Source organism: Cognatundibacterium aquatile (assembly GCF_014699135.1).
Lineage (GTDB): Bacteria > Pseudomonadota > Gammaproteobacteria > Burkholderiales > Burkholderiaceae_D > Undibacterium > Undibacterium aquatile.
This window is the reverse complement of sequence record NZ_JACOFT010000002.1, coordinates 380,378-398,933: the sequence shown is the minus strand read 5'-3', so window position 1 is coordinate 398,933 and position 18,556 is coordinate 380,378. Positions and strand designations below refer to the sequence as shown.

Sequence of the window (18,556 nt, the reverse complement as noted above, 5' to 3'; positions counted from 1 at the left end):
GTTATCTACGCTCATCCTGCGCGATTAATTGCACAAACTGTTCAACAGGCACGGGACGGCTGAATAAGTATCCTTGCGCCTCGTCACAAGCTGACGCCTCCAGAAAGGCTAGTTGCTCGGCGGTTTCAACGCCTTCCGCAATGACCGATAACTGTAGGGTATGGCCTAATTGAATGATGGCCTTGACGATAGATGCTCCATCAGAATCACTCAGCATATCCCGGACAAATGACTGATCTATCTTAAGCTTATCGACAGAGAGTCGCTTCAGATAGGATAAACTGGAATATCCGGTTCCGAAATCGTCAATCGACAGTTTGATGCCTAATTCTTTCAAACCGTGTAAAGACTTGATAGTTGTTTCGACGTCCTGCAGCAGAATTGATTCGGTCAGTTCCAGTTCCAGAAGTTCTGGTCGCAAGCCGGAAACAGCAAGTGCATTACTGACGATTTTAAGGACATCACCGCGTTTGAATTGCAAGGCCGAGAGGTTGACTGCTACCACTGGTGGCACAGGATATTTATCCTGCCACGCCCGCGCATGGCGACACGCTTCGTTGATGACCCATTCACCGATCTGAATAATATGACCACTGCGCTCGGCAAGCCCGATGAATTTACCGGGTGCAATCAGTCCATCCATCGGATGTTGCCATCGTATCAGCGCCTCCGCAGCGATGATTTTTCCGCTTTTGATATCAATCTGAGGTTGATAGTGAAGCACGAACTCATTATTGCGTACCGCGCTGGATAAGCCTCCGGTTAAACGGATTTGCTCAACCAGACCTGCATTCATATCCCGTGTAAAGAAGCGGTAAGTATTGCGCCCTGCTTCTTTTGCACTATTTAAAGCAGTGTGAGAGTGTTTTAATAAGGTGTCAAAATCATCGCCATCGATAGGATACAGTCCTATCCCAATTGAGCAGGACAGATTCACGACATCGTTATTGATGGTGAATGGTGTGGAAAATGCCTCGCAGATCGTATTGCCAACCTCTGCAATTCCCGGAACATCATATTTTCCCGTAAGCAGAATCACGAATTCGTCACCACTCAGACGGCTCATCGTGGCTGTCGCCGGAATGCTATGCTGCAAACGGTTTGCCACTTCTAGCAGTATCTGGTCGCCGATGCCGTAGCCCAGACTGTCATTGATTTGTTTAAAGTGATCAAGATCGAGATAGAGCATGTTGACCGTCATGTTTTCATTGTTGGCGACAATGACTGCACGATCAAAGCGATCGCGTAACAACAAGCGGTTTGGCAGATTGGTCAAGGGATCGAAATTCGTCAGGAATTCCAGTTTCTCTCTGGTTTCTGCATTTTCTGCACGCGTGCGTAAGCTGACAATGCAATAAGCTATGTCGTCAACCAGTTCTTCCAGTAGCTGCACTTCTGCCGGATCAAAGGCATCTGCTTCACAAGAGTAAATATTCAAAGCACCGAGAATTTTTGCATCACAGATCAGCGGTAAGGAAACGCTGGACTGATAGCCGCGTTCTAACGCAGCTTTGCGCCACGGCGCCATACTGGCATTCGTCAGGATATTCTGAATAATATGTGGCGTACCTGTCCGGATTGCGGTACCAGTCGGGCCTTGTCCCTGTTGATTGTTACCCCACGAAATATTAATCGTTTCCAGATAGCCGCTTTCATAGCCAGCTTGCGCAACTGGGCGCACTGTTTTCGCCTGATCCTCTTCTGCATAGCCAACCCAAGCCATCAGATAACCACCATTATCTACGCACAAGCGGCAAATTTCGGACAACAGATGATGTTCGTTTTCACTACGTGACAGCGCGATATTACAGTCGCTGATGAGTCTTAGTGCTCGATTGAGTTTCTTTTGCTCCGCTTCGCTTTGTCTTAATTCACTCGTCATACTACGTGCGATTGCCAATGCGCGGGAGCGTCCAGTGACCAACAGCCACACCACGATCGCTAAGAGTATGCTGGCGATACTGCCGGTCGCAGCAATAATATTTGCCCTGTCACTTTTCAATCTGGCATCGAACGTTGGCAATGAACTAATGACGATACTCCACTCGTGCCCGAATAGATTCAACACCTTCGTCGTACGAAAAGCAGAATTATTGTTCTCTGTGATTTGTTTTGACTCGAACATCAACTGACTTTTGTCAATTGAATTGCCGTCATAGATGAGCAGATGAAAAGGCGAGCTGCTCTCGTCGAAACGATGACCGAGTATCCCTGTCATCAGATCATTCATGCGAAACGGCGCATACACCCAACCTTCAATATTCTCGTGCCGCTCTTCGATGTTGGCATGCTTGCTATGCAAGCGGTAAATGGGCATATACATGAGAAAGCCCGCCTGCACGTCCTGGTCAGTCTCCTGTACAAGTTTTACCCTACCTGAAATGATGGCTGTATTTTCCTCTGTTGCCTTATTCAGCGCAGCACGACGAACGGTTTCCGAGTACATGTCATAGCCGATTGCGCGTTGATTGCGCCAGTTGGGCGGCTGCAGATAAGTAATCGGAGCGTATATCTCGCGTTCACCTGATGGCCGGATATCGTATTCTTTTGATCCGGTCGCGCGCATGACGGCGATGTGCTCTGCTTTTTCTTTCGACTTAACAAAACGGGCAAAACCCACGCCCTGAATGCCCGGAAATTTATCTTCAAACTTCAGCGTCTCTACGTAACGGCTGAATTCAGCCTGAGTGACTTTATGGGAGGCAGTAAACAGACCTGCCACACCTTCCAGAACCTGTTCATAGTTCTGTAATCGTCGGTTGATATTGTCAATGATCTCATTTGATCTGTATTCGAACTCATCGTGCAGCGCCTGACGATTCGCCTCACGGGGCGTATCCTGCAGTGCATAAGTAAGCGCCAATCCAAAAATCAGAATGACCCATGGAATGAACAGGAAACTGCTGGGGAGGTTTTCTTTTTTTAACATGGGCAAAAAAATGACGATCAGTCGTTCTAAACACGATTGCTAACGGCGCTAACTGAGAAATCCTCGTAGATTTTATTGATCTTATGTAATTGATCTTATATATCAAATAATCTAATGCAAACCATAGCTGACAGACTTCAGTATGGTCAATCGCTTTCCTGCAGCATCGTCTTTTTTTGGTTATTCCAAGAACGGACAAGATCGAGTCCGGTTTTTAATCATACGCAATATGATCATGCGCAATAAATAGAAACAGATGTTGCTAAGTGCGCTATTTCGACATTATTTACTTTCCCGAAATGATAAACTCTCACTCTATCGACATTGCGCGTTATTCCCGCTTTCTGATCCAGATCAACTATCAACGCTGCCAGTAATAATTAAAACAATTAAACAATCGTCGTCACCACTTCTGAATACTTATGCCTTCGTCTAGCAGCACCCTTGTAAGCTCATCCGATAGCGGAATTTTGTATGGACAGTCTCAACCCGATCTGATTCGTAAAGAAATTCTTGCTGACATTCTGGAGGCTAGCGCCTCTCTTTATCCAGACAAAACGGCACTGATTTTTGAAGATCGTTCAATAACGTATGGTGAGTTAAATCTGGCTGCCGACCGTGTAGCTTCATTTCTGATTGCATCCGGAGTCGGCCCCGGGCAAATCGTGGGCTTGTGGTTGCCGCGTGGCATTGATCTGCTGGTGATGCAGGCGGGTATTGCGAAAACAGGCGCAGCCTGGTTGCCTTTTGATGCTGACACACCCGTTGACCGTATTGCCGTTTGTCTGGCAGACGCGAACGCCGTTGGTATTCTGAGTTGTGCCGAGTTTGAAGCGCAGTTGCATTCATCGCGTCATCAGGTCTGGATCGCAGAAACTGCGGCGGCACATCAGCCAGAAACATGGTTGCGACGTCGCGCCAGTGAACCAGATTATCCTGCCTATGTGATCTACACATCAGGCTCAACGGGAAAACCCAAAGGCATCTTGGTCAGTCAGTCCAGCATCTGCCATTTTTTACGCAGTGAAAATCAGGTGTTAGGGATCCAATCGACTGATCGCGTCTATCAGGGTTTTTCAGTAGCCTTCGATATGTCATTCGAAGAAATCTGGATCAGTTACCTGGTTGGTGCAACCTTATGGATAGCACCGAAAGCCATCACTGCCGACCCTGATCTTTTGCCTGTCGCGCTTGCAGAAAATAACATTACCGTATTACATGCCGTGCCCACCCTGCTCGCTTTATTTTCGCAGGATGTTGCCAGCCTGCGTCTGATTAATCTTGGTGGCGAAATGTGCCCGGAAGCACTGGTCAATCGCTGGAGCAAGCCGGGGCGGCAGATGTTTAATACCTATGGCCCGACAGAAGCAACGGTATCGGCCAGTCTTGCGCCGTTGCAGCCACAACAAGCCGTGACGATAGGCAAACCCTTACCGAATTATTCGCTGATGGTGATTGCGACCGATATTGAACATGGTTTGCGCCTATTGCCGTGGGGTGAAACGGGCGAACTTTGCATTTCGGGACCGGGCGTTGCAACCGGTTATCTCGGGCGTCCCGATTTAACGGCAGAAAAATTTCTGCTGAATCCGTGGGCCAGACAAGCAAACGAAGCACGTTTGTACAGAACCGGCGATCTTGCCTGCATACAGCCGGATGGCAGCGTGGTCTGTCTGGGACGTGCCGATGATCAGGTGAAGATTCGTGGTTTCCGGGTTGAGTTGGGTGAAATTGAAACCGTTCTTGCCCAGCAAACCGGAGTCGGCACCGTGGCCGTGGTCTTGCGTCAGGATCAGGGTATAGACCAGATCGTCGCTTTCATCGTCCGCGAAGACAGTCATGCAGAAAATACGGTTGCATCGATGGCGACGCAATCCAACGCTGAATTTGGTGCAGGCTTACGGGGCATACTCAGCGCGCTTCTGCCACCGTATATGGTGCCGTCGCGCTTTGAATTTATGAATGAAGTTCCGCGCCTGACCTCGGGAAAAATCGATCGCAACGAGTTAAAACGATGTGTCTTACAAGCCGTAGCCGCATCCGGCGAATCAGACGTCGCGGAGTCCGCAACCGAGGAAGTGTTGTTCAGCGCGCTGGCAAGCTTATTTCCTGGGCAGACGATACGGCGCAACGCCGATTTTTTCAATGATCTTGGCGGCCATTCTCTGATGGCGGCAAAACTGGTTTCTGTATTACGAAAACATCCCCGGTTTGCGTATTTTAAGATTGCCGACATCTATCAGAAACGTAGTGTGCAAGGTATTTCTGAGGTATTGGAGGCGGCTGGCCTGCTGCAGGATGCGACCCTCGCTGATACTCAGGAAACCTGGAACCCGGCACCTGCCTGGAAACGCTGGATCTGCGGCGCGGCGCAGGCAGCCACGGTGCCGTGGCTGGTGGCGATGCGCATGGTGCAATGGCTGACGCCATTTTTTGCTTACCATTTTTTTACCGGCGACCCCGGCGATTCGATTACCCGCGCAGTATTGTTGTCGGTTGGCGTGTTTTTGTTATTGACGGTAGCAGAATTCGCGATTGCGATTCTCGGAAAGTGGCTGATCGCCGGACGACTGAAAGCCGGACGTTATCCGCTGTGGGGCGTGACGTATTTCCGTTGGTGGTTGGCAGACCGGCTGGTCGATGCCGCACCAGTCTATATGCTGAGCGGTTCTGCATTGTATTCGTGGTGGTTACGTGCACTCGGCGCGAAGATAGGCCGCGATGTCATGATAGGTTCCATTACCTTGCGCGCGCCGGATTTGCTGTCCATCGGTGACGGTGCCAGCATAGGTAATGCAACGAATCTGGAAAATGTGCGGGTACAGCATGGTCAGCTCTTGATCGGCAGCATCAACATCGCCAAAGATGCCTACGTCGGTTCGTATTGTGTGCTCGAAGGAAATGTCGTTTTGGAAGAAGGCGCGCATCTGGAAGGCCAATCAGCATTGGCGGAAGGTCAGACTATTCCACGGGATCGTATCTGGAAAGGATCACCGGCAAAAGATGTCGGCGCATTTGATGCCAATGCTTATCCGGCGAGGCCAGCTTACAGTAAGCTGCGCGCAATCGGCGAAAATACATTCTTCGTCGTAGGCTCGCTGTTTATCAGCGCGCTGTTTTTTATGCCGGTCTTCCCCAGCTTTGTGACGATAGACTGGTTTGACAATGCAGACAATTTCCCCTGGTTGCAAACCAATTCTGTTCCTTTGCAACTGGCCAAATATTTCATACTCGCGTTTCCGGCGACAGCTGTTCTGATCGTTTGCACAGCCCTGCTTTCTGCTGGCATACGCTGGAGCATTTTGCCGAAGTTAACACCCGGTAGTTATGCTGTACATGGCAACATCTATTGCGGCAAGTGGCTGGTCAATCAAATTCAGGAATCGAGTCTGAATGTGCTGCATGGCGTGTATGCGACAGTGTATGCGCCATTCTGGTACCGGATGCTGGGTGCCAAAGTCGGCAAAGGCGCTGAAATTTCGACGGCATTGGGCGTGGTGCCGGACATGCTGACACTGGGCGATGAAACCTTCATCGCCGACGCCGTATTACTCGGCGATGAGCAGATAGATCGTGGCTGGATGACCATGCATCCAACTATCATTTCGCGGCGTAGTTTTGTCGGCAACGGTGCCTACATCCCGGATGGAACAGTATTGCCCGAAAATGTGCTGATAGGCGTGCATACCTGCGCACCAGACAATGCGCAAATGAAAAATGGCGATACCTGGCTGGGTTCACCACCGATCAATTTGCCGGCACGCGAAGAGGTCAAAGGTTTCCCTGAAAGTCTAACGTTCAAACCTTCAGTGATGCGACGCATAGGACGCACGCTGGTCGAAACTTTCCGGATTATTGCGCCCCATGCGATGGTCATTGCCGTCGGCTACACCGTCGTTCTTGATCTGATGCCGCTGGCGGGAGAAGACCGTTGGGCTGAAGTGCTGTACTACCTGGTCGCGGCAGGTCTGCTGTATGGGATAGGCAGCTTTGTCTTTGTACTGGTACTGAAATGGCTGCTGATTTTCCGCTACAAGAAAGCCAGCGTACCCATGTGGACACCATTTGTCTGGTTATCGGAAGGCATTACCAATTTATACGAAGGGATTGCTGTGCCGAATTTCATGCGTTATCTGCGTGGTACACCGTGGTTACCGCTGGCATTCAATCTGCTCGGCTGCAAAATTGGGCGCGGTGTATATATGGATACCACGGATATTACTGAATTTGATTGCGTCAGCATTGGCGAGCACAGCGAAATCAATGCCCTCGCCTGCCCGCAAACTCATTTGTTTGAAGATCGCGTCATGAAAATTGATCACGTCAACATCGGTGAACGCGTTTACATGGGGCCGCGCAGTGCCGTGTTGTACAGCGCCGTTGTCGGTAACGGTGCAAGCCTGGGAGCGCTGACGCTGGTGATGAAAGGGGAATTCATTCCTGCCAATTCGCATTGGCGCGGTTGCCCAGCTGCGATGACGGGAAAATAAGTACGAATGAGACGGACATGCAAGGTCTAAGCTTGCCAGCTTTTGCGGTATTTGACTGGGAAGAACAATGTCTGTCTGCTCTGGACTATTTCAGTCAACAGTCCAATGTGGTGATCAGCCTGTCTTTCTCGCAAAACCTTCAGCGCGAAGTCGCCAGGCAACAACTGCATCTCGCCATCACTGAATTATTGATGCAGGCATTTTCTTGTACAGCGGAACAGATACGACTGATCCGTATCGCTGGTAGCAGATTGCAATGCATCATCGCCACACAAGAAATTTTTATTTCCGTCAGCCATGAGCCTGGTTTATCGGTAGCCGCCATCAGTCAGAAACAACTGCCGGGTATCGATCTGATGGCAATCAAACCCATCGATGACTGGCAGAATGTTGCCGGTATCTATTTCAGCTCTCAGCAAATCGCAGCACTACAACAGGCGCAAGACGATGAATGCGCAGCGCTGTTTGCGCAGTGCTGGACGATGATGGAAGCACGTTTTAAATGTGCTGGCATTGCCATGACGGAGTACGACGAACACGTTCAGCAACAGATGGCATCAGTTTTAAAAGACTGCTGCAGCTATGCACTGACGTTGCCCGCTGGCTATATCGGCACTCTGATACTGCGACCCTGATCATTTCCCCAGCCTTACCTGCAAGGCTACTGTTCAGACTGTTGCGCTTGCTGATACTGCTGCCCTACGGCATGCGCAAGCAATAACAAAAATAGCAAAATCAGGCGTGCATATTGCGAAGCATAAGGCACGAATCCTCAGCGCTTACCAGTTTGCCTTGGATAAAATAATCAGCCATTTCTTGCAGAACAAAATTTCCAGATGCCCGGCCTGTATGCCTGTGGAGCAATCCAATACGGGATTGACGTAATACGCACGTTGTCTGTAATCGCGGCAGACAAATATCTCGCGACGGCCTAAGCGCAGTAAAAAAGAAGTTGGCGACATTTGCAGACTGAAGCGCGTATCAAAAGACTGGTCGAGGTATGCCATAAATGAATCTCCGGGTTGGTTATAAAGGCAGTTCATACTTTTTCTCTGACACTTGAAACACAGAGCATTTCCGGTCACTACAGAAAAATGCGAACTTCCCTGATACAAAAAAGATCGTGAAGGACATCATCGAGTGCATCGTTCAGCGAGGCTTTCATTCATCACTGACTCATCGTTTGTCCATAGAAAGTACTTTAACATAAAATACTGTATATGCAATCAGTATATTTGAAAGTGTCGCAAACTTTCCACTACTGAAAAATCTGCATATCCCCGCAAAGCATTATCTGGCTTCACTTTCCAGCAATATTACGGATACATCTGAAAAACTATTGCAGTTCAGATAGTCTGATTTATACTGTACTAATAATCAGTATAAATTTATTTTGGCATGAATAACAATACGCAAATCCCTTTTTTGAATGGCCTGCAAGACCTGCACCCCACACTCTGGCGCGCCTCGCAACTCGCGCACGGTGCCGCAAAAACAGTGGCAAGCGGTTATATAGCGCTGAACCGGGAGTTGCCGGATAGCGGCTGGCCATTAGGGCAACTGACGGAAATACTGACCGAACAAGAAGGCACAGCAGAGTTGCGGTTGTTATTGCCAGCGATCAAAAAAATGGGGTCGCGCCCGCTTGCTTTACTGGCCCCGCCCTACACGCCACAAGCCACGGCTTTATTGAGTCAGCAAATGCCTTCATCGCAATTGCTGTGGGTGGCTTGCGATAAACATGCAGACAGTTTGTGGGCCGCAGAGCAAATATTGCGGCATGGCAGTTGCGGCACATTGCTATTCTGGCAGTCACAGATACGCAACGAGGCATTACGGCGGCTGCATCTGGCAGCACAAGCATCAGAGACTTTGTTTTGCCTGATACGACCACTGCGTGCTGCGACCTCCGCATCGCCTGCGCCTTTACGTGTCAGCGTGCGGCCGACAGCATTTGGTCTGCAAGTACATTTACTGAAACGACGCGGGGCTTTGCGCGAGGCGCCGCTGCCTTTGTATTTACCTGATCATCCGTATCTCAATCCGCATCTCAATCCCTACATCAGCCCGCGTGCGCCGGAAATATCATCTTCCATGCCAACCAGAGCGACATCCGTCCCGCACAAAGTTTCCGCTGTTTTTCGCGATCATGTGCAACCTAAGCATGCCAGCTGAGTGATGCAAAAAAGGTTAAGAAAGCTTGAAAAAGGCTGAAACATGACGGCGCACTTCCCTCCGCGACATGAACGAAAAATCAATGTAGATGCAGATGCAAATACAGAAATGTCGTCAGACAGATCGCGCAAATCCGCAACGGCCAGTACGTCGGCTGCGCCAATGCAGCTCTGGCTGGCCGTACATTTCCCTTTGCTTGAGCTGGATGTATTTTTACCGTGCTGGCAGCGGCGCAAAGAAGATCACGGCAGCGTCGTCTTGCAACAAAACCGTGTGGCAGCGATGTCTGAGGCAGCGCAACAGGCTGGCGTACGCGCAGGTATGCGGCGTGGTGGCGTTCTCATGTTGCTACCAACGGCAAAGTTGTTTCAGCGGGATTTAGTCAGACAAAAAAATGCCTTAGAGGCTGCCGCCATCGCCTTGTTGCGATATACGCCGCAGGTAGCCATCGCAGAAGAAGCCACCATCGTGCTCGATGTCGGTGCCAGTTTGCGTCTCTTCGGTGGCTTGCGTGCATTGCGTCAGCATGTACGGCAAACCATGGAAATACTGGGTTTGCATACCACCATTGCCTGCGCCCCCTTTGCCAAAGCCGCCTGCATCTTAGCCCGTGACGCTGCGCGCCAGCACCAATCCGGCGCGCAGTGTTTGCATGCGCAGCGTTTGCCCGCCCGACTGAATATGCTGCCAGTCAGTCTGCTGACACATGCCCGTCCCTGCCTGGAATTATTACAAGGGCTAGCATGTCACGCGCTTTTTCATCTGCAACAATTGCCACGCGCTGGCGTGCAACGCCGTTTTGGTAAAGCCTTGCTGGATGAGCTGGATCAGGTCTATGGCAGGCAAAGCACTTTATTTACCTGGATCGTGGCAGCGCCGCAATTCCATGCCCGGTTGGAATTACCTGACAGGCTGGAGCGCAGCGATATGATGCTGACGTATTGCCATAGTTTGCTCAGGCAATTAACGGGCTGGCTCAGCGCGCATCGCCTCGCTGTGAAGCAAATCCGCCTGCAGTTGCAGCATGAGCGCGGTCGTCAGGCAGTCGCACCAAGCATACTGCATATCGCCATGGCAGAGGCTTGCTGGCAAGACGAACATTTGCTACCCCTGTTGAAAGAAAAGTTAGCGCAACTCAGCCTGCCATCTGCGGTGATAGCGCTGGTGCTGGAGGCGCCAGAGACGGTTGCGCTTGATGTGCAAAGCGAATCTTTGTTTCCAGAGCCGGGAGGAAAGCCAGAAGACCATCAGCGTTTGCTGGCCTTGCTGGTGGCCCGGCTGGGCGAGGATCATGTCTTGCAAGCCGCGCCACTGGCCGATCACCGGCCTGAAATTGCGAATCAATGGATATCAGTCATGCAAAAACGCCCGGCAGGTGCAGATGTGCCTGCTGCCGCCCTGCTCCACAGACCCGCATGGTTATTGCCGCAGCCACTGCCTCTGACGCTGCGGCAACATCGCCCGTATTACCGGTCAATTCTGACGATAGTTTCACCTGCAGAACGTATAGAAGCGGGCTGGTGGACGACACAAACCCAGGCCCGCGATTATTTTGTCGCCACCAGCGCAGATCATGTCCGTTACTGGATCTACCGCGAACGTTCCAGCGATCCTGAAAGCAATGCGCCGCGCTGGTTTTTGCATGGGGTCTTTGGCTGATGCGCAGTGATGATCAAGAGTCCAACGTCGCTGCGCCTGCTGGCCATCAATTGCCCGGATACGCAGAATTATTCTGCCTCTCGAATTTCAGTTTTCTGGAAGGGGCATCGCATGCCGAAGAGTTAGTCAAACGCGCGGTGAATCTCGGCTATCAGGGCATCGCGATAACGGATGAATGTTCTCTCGCGGGCATCGTACGCGCGCATGAGGAAGCAAAAAAACATGCGCTGCCGCTGATGGTCGGCGCTTATTTCAAACTGACTGAAACAGAGAATGGTATGCCGGGGCCGACGCTGATTATTCTGGCCTGCAACCGTGAAGGCTATGGCAATCTGTCTGAGCTCATCACACTGGCACGCAGCCGCTGCATGAAAGGCAGCTATTTGCTCAACACCACCGATTTCAGCCATCCGCCAGCCAGTTATGAACACCTTGCCAACATGCCGGATTGTTTGCTGATATTGGTACCGGAATATCCTCTGCGCCCCGCCGTTCTGGCACAACAGGCGGCCTGGTGTGCGCAGGTCTTTCCGCAACGCAGCTGGATGGGGCTCAATCTGCTGCTGCAATTATCTGATGCTTATCAATTGCAGCATGTCAGCCATATCGCCGCTGAATATGCGTTACCGGTCGTCGCGATAGGCCATGTCACCATGCATGTACGCTCGCGCAAGCCTTTACAGGACACGATGACAGCGATACGTCTGGGTAAAGCTGTTGCTGATTGCGGCTATGCACTGGCGCCGAATGCAGAACAACATCTGCGCTCACGGCTGCGGCTGGCCAGTATTTATCCGCCGCAAACGCTGGCTGAAACGCTGCGCATTGCCAGCTTATGCCATTTCTCTCTGGATGAATTGCGCTATGAATACCCAGATGAACTGGTGCCCGCCGGCATGACACCCGCGCTCTATCTGAGACAGGAAGTCATGGCTGGTGCGCATCTGCGTTATCCAAAAGGCATACCGGATCGCATCGCGGCAACGATAGAACATGAGCTACACCTGATTAATGATCTTGCGTACGAGCCTTATTTTCTGACGGTGCACGATATCGTCAAATTTGCCCGCAGCCAGGATATTCTTTGTCAGGGGCGCGGTTCTGCTGCGAATTCCGTCGTTTGCTATTGCCTGCACATCACAGAGGTGAATCCCGAAGTGAACACCCTGCTGTTTGAACGCTTCATTTCCAAAGAACGTGGCGAACCGCCAGACATCGACGTCGATTTTGAACATCAGCGACGTGAAGAGGTAATGCAATATATCTACAACAAATATGGCCGCAATCGTGCTGCGCTGGCGGCCGCGGTGCATACCTATCGCCCGCGCGGTGCGCTACGCGAAGTCGGCAAGGCGCTGGGCGTTGATCTGGCGATTATTGATGCCGTCGCAAAATCCCACCGCTGGTTCGACAGCAAACAGGATTTACTGAATCGCTTTGAAGAATGCGGTCTCGATACGCATTCCATGCTGGCGCAGCAATGGGCTGCATTGGCAACGCGTTTATTAGGGTTTCCGCGCCATCTGTCACAACACAGCGGCGGCTTCGTAATTGCACGGGGTAAATTATCGCGGCTGGTGCCGATAGAAAACGCTGCCATGAAAGACCGCTGTGTGATTCAGTGGGATAAAGACGATCTTGAATCGCTGGGTTTGCTGAAAGTCGATGTGCTGGCGCTCGGCATGTTATCGGCATTAAAGCGGGCACTCGACATGATGGCGGCTTTCCCCGGCAAGCCATCCACGATGCAGGACATTCCGCGCGAAGACGTCGCCACCTATGACATGATCTGCAAAGCCGATACCGTCGGTGTGTTCCAGATTGAATCACGGGCGCAGATGAGCATGTTGCCGCGCCTGCGCCCGCGCGAATTTTACGATCTGGTGGTGCAAGTCGCGATTGTGCGTCCGGGGCCGATACAAGGCGGCATGGTGCACCCGTATCTGCGGCGACGTCAGGGGCTCGAAAAGGTAGAAACGTATCATGATCCGGCAATGCAGAAAGCGCTGGGACGCACGCTCGGTGTTCCTATTTTTCAGGAACAAGTGATGCAGATCGCCATGCTCGCTGCCGACTTCAGCGCAGGCGAAGCCGATGGCTTGCGGCGCGCGATGGCAGCCTGGAAACGCAAAGGCGGGCTGGAGTCTTACCATGACCGCATCGTCAATGCGATGGTTGGCAATGGTTACAGCAAGACCTTCGCCGAAGGCATCTTCGAGCAGATGAAAGGGTTTGGCGAATACGGTTTTCCTGAAAGTCATTCCGCCAGCTTTGCCATTCTGGCCTATGTCAGCAGCTGGATTAAACGCCATGAACCCGCGATTTTTTTATGTTCGCTGCTGAATTCGCAACCGATGGGTTTTTACTCGCCGTCACAGTTACTGCAAGACGCACGCCGCCACGATGTGCAGGTGCGCGCCGTCGATGTCATGCACAGCAACTGGGATACCTCGCTCGAGCCGGACATGCATTTCAACCGCTACACCCAGACGCCACAACCTCTGGTGCGTCTGGGGCTGTCCTTGCTGAATGGCATGTCGGCAGCGGCAGCGCTGCGCATACAGCAAGCGCGTCAGCAACAGGCGTTTACCGATGTCACCGATCTGGCGCGGCGCGCAGAACTGAGCCGCCACGATTTGCAGGTGCTGGCCGCAGGCAACGCCCTCGTCTCGCTCGCCGGTCACCGGCGTCAGGCTTTGTGGCAGGCAGTTGGCTCTATGCCGGATAAAGATTTACTGCGCCCGACCACGCTGCAGGAAACCGCACCACAACTGCGCGCGCCTTCAGAAGCACAAGAAATTTTCAGCGATTACCACAGCATGGGGTTGACTTTGCAACGCCATCCGCTGGCCTTGCTGCGCACGCAATTGCTGGCGAAACGGTTTCTGCCGGCAGAAACACTCAACACTTTTCAGCAAGATCAGTTTGCCCGCGCCTGCGGCATCGTCACCGTCAGACAACGCCCGGGAACCGCCAATGGCGTTTTGTTTTTGACGATAGAAGATGAAACCGGCCCGGTGAATGTGATTATCTGGCCGTCGCTGCTGGAGCAGCAAAGGCGCGAGGTATTGGGCGCGCGCTTATTGGGTGTCTATGGAATATGGCAACGCCAGAATGAAGTCTGCCATCTGGTCGCCAAGCGGCTGGTGGATATGTCGCATCTGCTGGGCGAGCTGGCCGTCAGCAGCCGCGATTTTTGTTGAGATGTGTATGTCAGATACCGCTATCTCTCAATCATCATGCACCTGCGCAGCCTTTTTTACCCGGCAAGCCGCATGCGGATTCAGTCACGCTCAGAGTAGCTTCAATCTAAAGCCTGTATTAAGCTCAATACAGCCTTAATACTGTATCGACTGCAAATGCGTTTTGATGACGGTGGCGCTTTGGCTTAATGCCGCATGTTCTTCCACGCTAAGGGTCGGGAATATCGTCATTTCTATGCCTTTGCGCCCGATGATGTGCGGCAGCGACAAGGCCACATCCGTCACACCTTCAACCTCAGCCATCACAGAACTCACCGTGAACACACTGCGTTCATCAAACAAGATGCAGCGACTGAGTGCCGCAATCGCCGCACCGATGCCGTAATAGGTCGAGCCTTTACCAGCGATGATTTTATAGGCGGCACGCCGCACATCCTGATCCACCTGCTGCATGATCTCTGCGCTCAGCGGCTGGCCGCTGGCGAGCGCAAATTGCTCGAGTGGCACGCCCGCCACACTCGCACCCGACCAGTTCAACACCTCAGAATCGCCATGTTCACCCAGCACATACGCATGCACCGAACTCGGCGCGACGTCATAGCGCTGGCCCAGCAAAGTGCGGAAACGCCCGGTATCGAGCATGGTGCCGGTGCCAAGCACACGGGACGCTGGCATCCCTTCCCGCACCGCAAGTTTGGTGGCGATCTGCGTCATGATATCGAGCGGATTCGTCGCAATCAGAATAATCGCGTCCTGCGCCGCCCGCACTATTGGCGGAATAATGCCAGCGAAAATTTCTGCGTTTCGCTGCAATAGCGCAAGCCGCGTTTCGCCGGGTTGCTGATTCACCCCCGCCGCCACAATCACCAGCGCGCAGCCAGCCAGATCGGCAAACGTGCCGCCATGCACATTCACCGGATACGAAAACGGCGTCGCATGCAGAATATCCATCACATGCGCCTCTGCCAACGCAGGGAAATGATCGACCAGCACCAGTTCGCTGCCTATGCCCTGTAACACCAGTGAATAGGCAGCCGTGCTGCCAACGTTGCCGGTACCGACAATGCCAATTTTCATACATACTTTCGGGAAGAAATGCGTTGAACCAGGAAGGAATGCGGATGAGTTGAAGACGATCTGACTTGCTTCAGGTTCAGGATACCTCTTTCCCGAACCAATCCTGCAATTTTTGTTTGGCCTGTGCCTTTACATCCGCTGTGATGTACAGCGACACCATCGCCACAGCCGCCGCCAGCGCACCCAGATCATCGCTGAAACCTGCCAGCGGAATCGCATCGGGAATCGCATCCAGCGGTGAAATGAAATAGGCCAGCGCACCATAAATCACCGTCTTCGCCCACGCCGGTGTTTCCGGACGCTGCGCCGCATAGTACAGATACAGCGCCTTTTCTATCACCTCACGCCCCGCCTTCAACGCAAAGCCTTTGAGCTTTTCCCAGAAACTGCTGTCCGAATAAGCGGTATTTTCCGGCGTCGTCATCGCGCATCCTTTCTCAAAAAAACATCCCACAAGCCCTGATTTTACGCCACAGAACGCCAAATAATACTGGGGGGAGTATATTTAATCGCCCAATGAATACGCTGAGAATAAGGCGGAAATGGCACATACTCCCCTGTTTTTATCAAAACGAACGTTTTTCAGCGGCAATTGATGTGTCCAAACAAGCGCCGCTAGTGAAACTTATCCATCAGGATATTTTGCGCTGGTCATGCGGATTTAAAGGCGACTGAAGAAAATTGTCTTTTTTTAACGCTCCGAGTTAAACTTCATTTTCTTTGAGTTAAATAAAAGTTATGTCTCACGGAGACCTCGATGCCTAACGCCAAAATCGATGCAGTTCAATTTTTCAATGATAAGTACCGTGAATTGGTCAATGAAAAAGCGGGGAAAGCCGACTCAGAGCGAGAGAGCTTCGATGGCTATATAAAAAGATCGCTAAGGCTCAACAGTGCGGATGACTGGGGCATCCTTTGCGCTTCAATGGATGTTATCGACGATTCTCTTTTAGGAATAGAAAATTTTCTGAGATTTGGAATCGATGGCCCAACAAAATACGGAGACATGGGAGAAAAATACATAAGACTTTATGGCGCGCTAAACGCTACTTATCTTCAACAGCAAGCTGTAATCAGTTTGTTTAAAATCTCAAATACTGATAGCCCCAAGTCAGCCGAAGAGAGGATCAACAGTCTCTTGATCCGAACAATTCGGCACAAAATTGGCGCCCATGCCGTTGACTACGAAAATAAGCATGAAGATGTAACCGAGAGCTTTGTCCCCGTTCGATTTACTCTTGGTGGTATGGCATGCAGCTATTACAACAACAAAACGCTACAACAAGAAACGGTTAATTTACAAGAAGCCATTGCCGAACATCTTGATTTGATGGCTACTTTGTATGCGACGTTATACGAAAAATCAATTCGCACAATCTACAAATCGAATCCTGAAAAAAAAGAATTACTTATGAGAAATGTATTTGACGGTAAAGCAAAGCTGAGCGGAGATATTGTAGTTCGCTCCGATTGCAGCGATGCAATCTTCACAACATTAATTATTTCACCTCTGCCCGAATAGTCAACGTAGTCCCTCAGTAAAGCAGATCACCTATATCTGCACTTTGGCTTTCTTCTGATATTCCAGCTCCGGATTCCGCTGCCCCCATGTTGAGAGCAACCAAAAACGAAACAAGCAACATGGGACGCTGGCAAGTTGCGCTCCACATTACAAAGGTTTCTGCTCCGTATCTTCCGGTAAAGTCAGACGTCCCGTGTGATAGTCATATTCATAAACCTCGCCGTAACGGCCCCATTCGATGGCGACTTCCAGCACGCGTTTGGCTTCGTCGGCTTTGAGGAATTCTTCCAGCAATTCCAGCAGTGGTTGTTCCGGCAGACTGGCGCTGACTTCGGCTTCGAGGTTGCGACGGATGTGGGCGGCCAGTGGCACGTGGGTCAGCAGTTGCTGGCCGAAGAGTTCCTGTTTGTGATTCTTTTCGGCCTCGTAATATTTTTGCCCCATCGGCGTGAGGATGATGTCGCCTTTGTCGAGCACAGCAAAGCCCAGCAAGCTCAGTGCTTCGTAAGTCGGGAACAATTCTTCATCGGATAATTCGGATTCTTCGGCCAGTTGCGGCAAATCGGCGCGACCGTTGAACGGCACGTCGGCCAGCATATCGAGCACGCCTTCGATGCGGCTGACGTTAGTATCGGGCAAGCGATAGCCCAGATGGCGCGCGTTGGATGTTTCGGCAGTAGCTTCGTGGGCGTGGCGCATCGTCATCAGGCCATAGACTTCATCAATCAGGGCGCGCACTTCGACGGCATCGACATCGCGCGGGCGCGGCAGATCGATCTTGACTTCGCAGCGGATAGTGCCGGGGTCGCTGGAGAGAACGATAATGCGGTCGGCCATCATCACGGCTTCTTCGATGTTATGCGAGACGATGAGTATGCCTTTGGTCGAGATTTTTTTATCCTGCCAGAGTTTCAGCATGTCATTACGCAGGGTTTCGCCGGTCAGCACATCGAGCGCAGAAAAGGCTTCGTCCATCAGCAAGATGTCGGGGTTCGTCACCAGCGCGCGGGCAATACCGACGCGTTGTTTCATGCCGCCAGAAAGTTCGCGTGGCAGCGCGCCGCCGAAACCGGCCAGGCCGATTAGCTCTAACACCGCATCGGCACGGCGTTCGCGCTCGGCCGCAGGCACGCCCTGCGCTTCTAAGCCGAGTTCAACGTTTTGCTGCACGGTCAGCCACGGGAATAAGGCGAACGATTGAAACACCATCGCGATACCGGCAACCGGGCCGTAAATGTCTTTGTCACGATAGGCGACTTTGCCTTTGTCGGCAGGAATCAGCCCTGCCATGATGCGCAGCAATGTTGATTTGCCTGAGCCTGATTTACCGAGCAAGGCGACGATTTCACCGTCTTTGAGTTGAAAATCAACCTTGTCCAGAATCAGGCGCGATTTGCCATCGGTGGCTTTGAAGGATTTGGCGACTTGATTCAGGTCTATCAGTAAAGCTTGTGTCATGTGTATTCTCCTGACAGCGGCGTTTGTTTATTGCCGCTGCGTT

General features: G+C 51.7%; 11 protein-coding genes. 6 read left to right on the top strand and 5 right to left on the bottom strand.

Annotated features, from left to right (window positions below; all coding sequences use genetic code 11):
• Position 1: 1 nt before the first annotated feature.
• Positions 2-2,929, bottom strand: coding sequence for a bifunctional diguanylate cyclase/phosphodiesterase (locus tag H8K26_RS06155; protein WP_190478136.1), 2,928 nt, complete (start codon positions 2,927-2,929; stop codon positions 2-4).
• Between the two features lie 422 nt (positions 2,930-3,351).
• Between H8K26_RS06155 and H8K26_RS06150 the strand changes: the two genes are divergently transcribed.
• Positions 3,352-7,419: a Pls/PosA family non-ribosomal peptide synthetase gene (locus tag H8K26_RS06150; protein WP_190478134.1), complete on the top strand. Its 4,068-nt coding sequence runs from the start codon at positions 3,352-3,354 to the stop codon at positions 7,417-7,419.
• Between the two features lie 17 nt (positions 7,420-7,436).
• Positions 7,437-8,054 (top strand): 4'-phosphopantetheinyl transferase superfamily protein, encoded by a 618-nt coding sequence (locus H8K26_RS06145; RefSeq protein WP_190478132.1) that lies wholly within the window; start codon positions 7,437-7,439, stop codon positions 8,052-8,054.
• Between the two features lie 144 nt (positions 8,055-8,198).
• Here H8K26_RS06145 and H8K26_RS06140 read toward each other — a convergent pair whose 3' ends face one another.
• Positions 8,199-8,426, bottom strand: coding sequence for a hypothetical protein (locus H8K26_RS06140; protein ID WP_190478130.1), 228 nt, complete (start codon positions 8,424-8,426; stop codon positions 8,199-8,201).
• 391 nt (positions 8,427-8,817) lie between these two features.
• Between H8K26_RS06140 and imuA the strand changes: the two genes are divergently transcribed.
• The 3 genes from imuA (at position 8,818) to H8K26_RS06125 (ending at position 14,456) form a co-directional block, all read left to right on the top strand.
• Positions 8,818-9,594 (top strand): translesion DNA synthesis-associated protein ImuA, encoded by a 777-nt coding sequence (imuA, locus tag H8K26_RS06135; protein ID WP_190478127.1) that lies wholly within the window; start codon positions 8,818-8,820, stop codon positions 9,592-9,594.
• A gap of 108 nt (positions 9,595-9,702) precedes the next feature.
• Entirely contained in the window at positions 9,703-11,253 is a 1,551-nt protein-coding gene (locus tag H8K26_RS06130; protein WP_223826874.1) for a Y-family DNA polymerase, read from the top strand.
• Complete coding sequence (locus H8K26_RS06125) at positions 11,253-14,456, top strand: error-prone DNA polymerase (RefSeq protein ID WP_190478125.1); 3,204 nt, start codon at positions 11,253-11,255, stop codon at positions 14,454-14,456. The genes H8K26_RS06130 and H8K26_RS06125 overlap by 1 nt, the downstream gene beginning before the upstream one ends.
• 135 nt (positions 14,457-14,591) lie before the next feature.
• Here the strand turns inward: H8K26_RS06125 and H8K26_RS06120 are convergent, their stop codons facing one another.
• Together H8K26_RS06120 and H8K26_RS06115 are read right to left on the bottom strand one after the other, a co-directional pair.
• Positions 14,592-15,533 carry an L-lactate dehydrogenase gene (locus H8K26_RS06120; RefSeq protein WP_190478122.1) on the bottom strand — a complete coding sequence of 314 codons (942 nt, stop codon included), beginning with the start codon at positions 15,531-15,533 and terminating at the stop codon, positions 14,592-14,594.
• A 76-nt stretch (positions 15,534-15,609) separates the two neighbouring features.
• Positions 15,610-15,957, bottom strand: coding sequence for a YkvA family protein (locus tag H8K26_RS06115; protein WP_190478119.1), 348 nt, complete (start codon positions 15,955-15,957; stop codon positions 15,610-15,612).
• 333 nt (positions 15,958-16,290) lie between these two features.
• On the opposite strand from H8K26_RS06115, the gene H8K26_RS06110 reads away from it, so the two are divergent.
• Positions 16,291-17,055: a hypothetical protein gene (locus H8K26_RS06110; RefSeq protein WP_190478117.1), complete on the top strand. Its 765-nt coding sequence runs from the start codon at positions 16,291-16,293 to the stop codon at positions 17,053-17,055.
• A 147-nt stretch (positions 17,056-17,202) separates the two neighbouring features.
• Here the strand turns inward: H8K26_RS06110 and H8K26_RS06105 are convergent, their stop codons facing one another.
• Entirely contained in the window at positions 17,203-18,513 is a 1,311-nt protein-coding gene (locus tag H8K26_RS06105) for an ABC transporter ATP-binding protein (protein WP_190478115.1), read from the bottom strand.
• Positions 18,514-18,556: the final 43 nt, after the last annotated feature.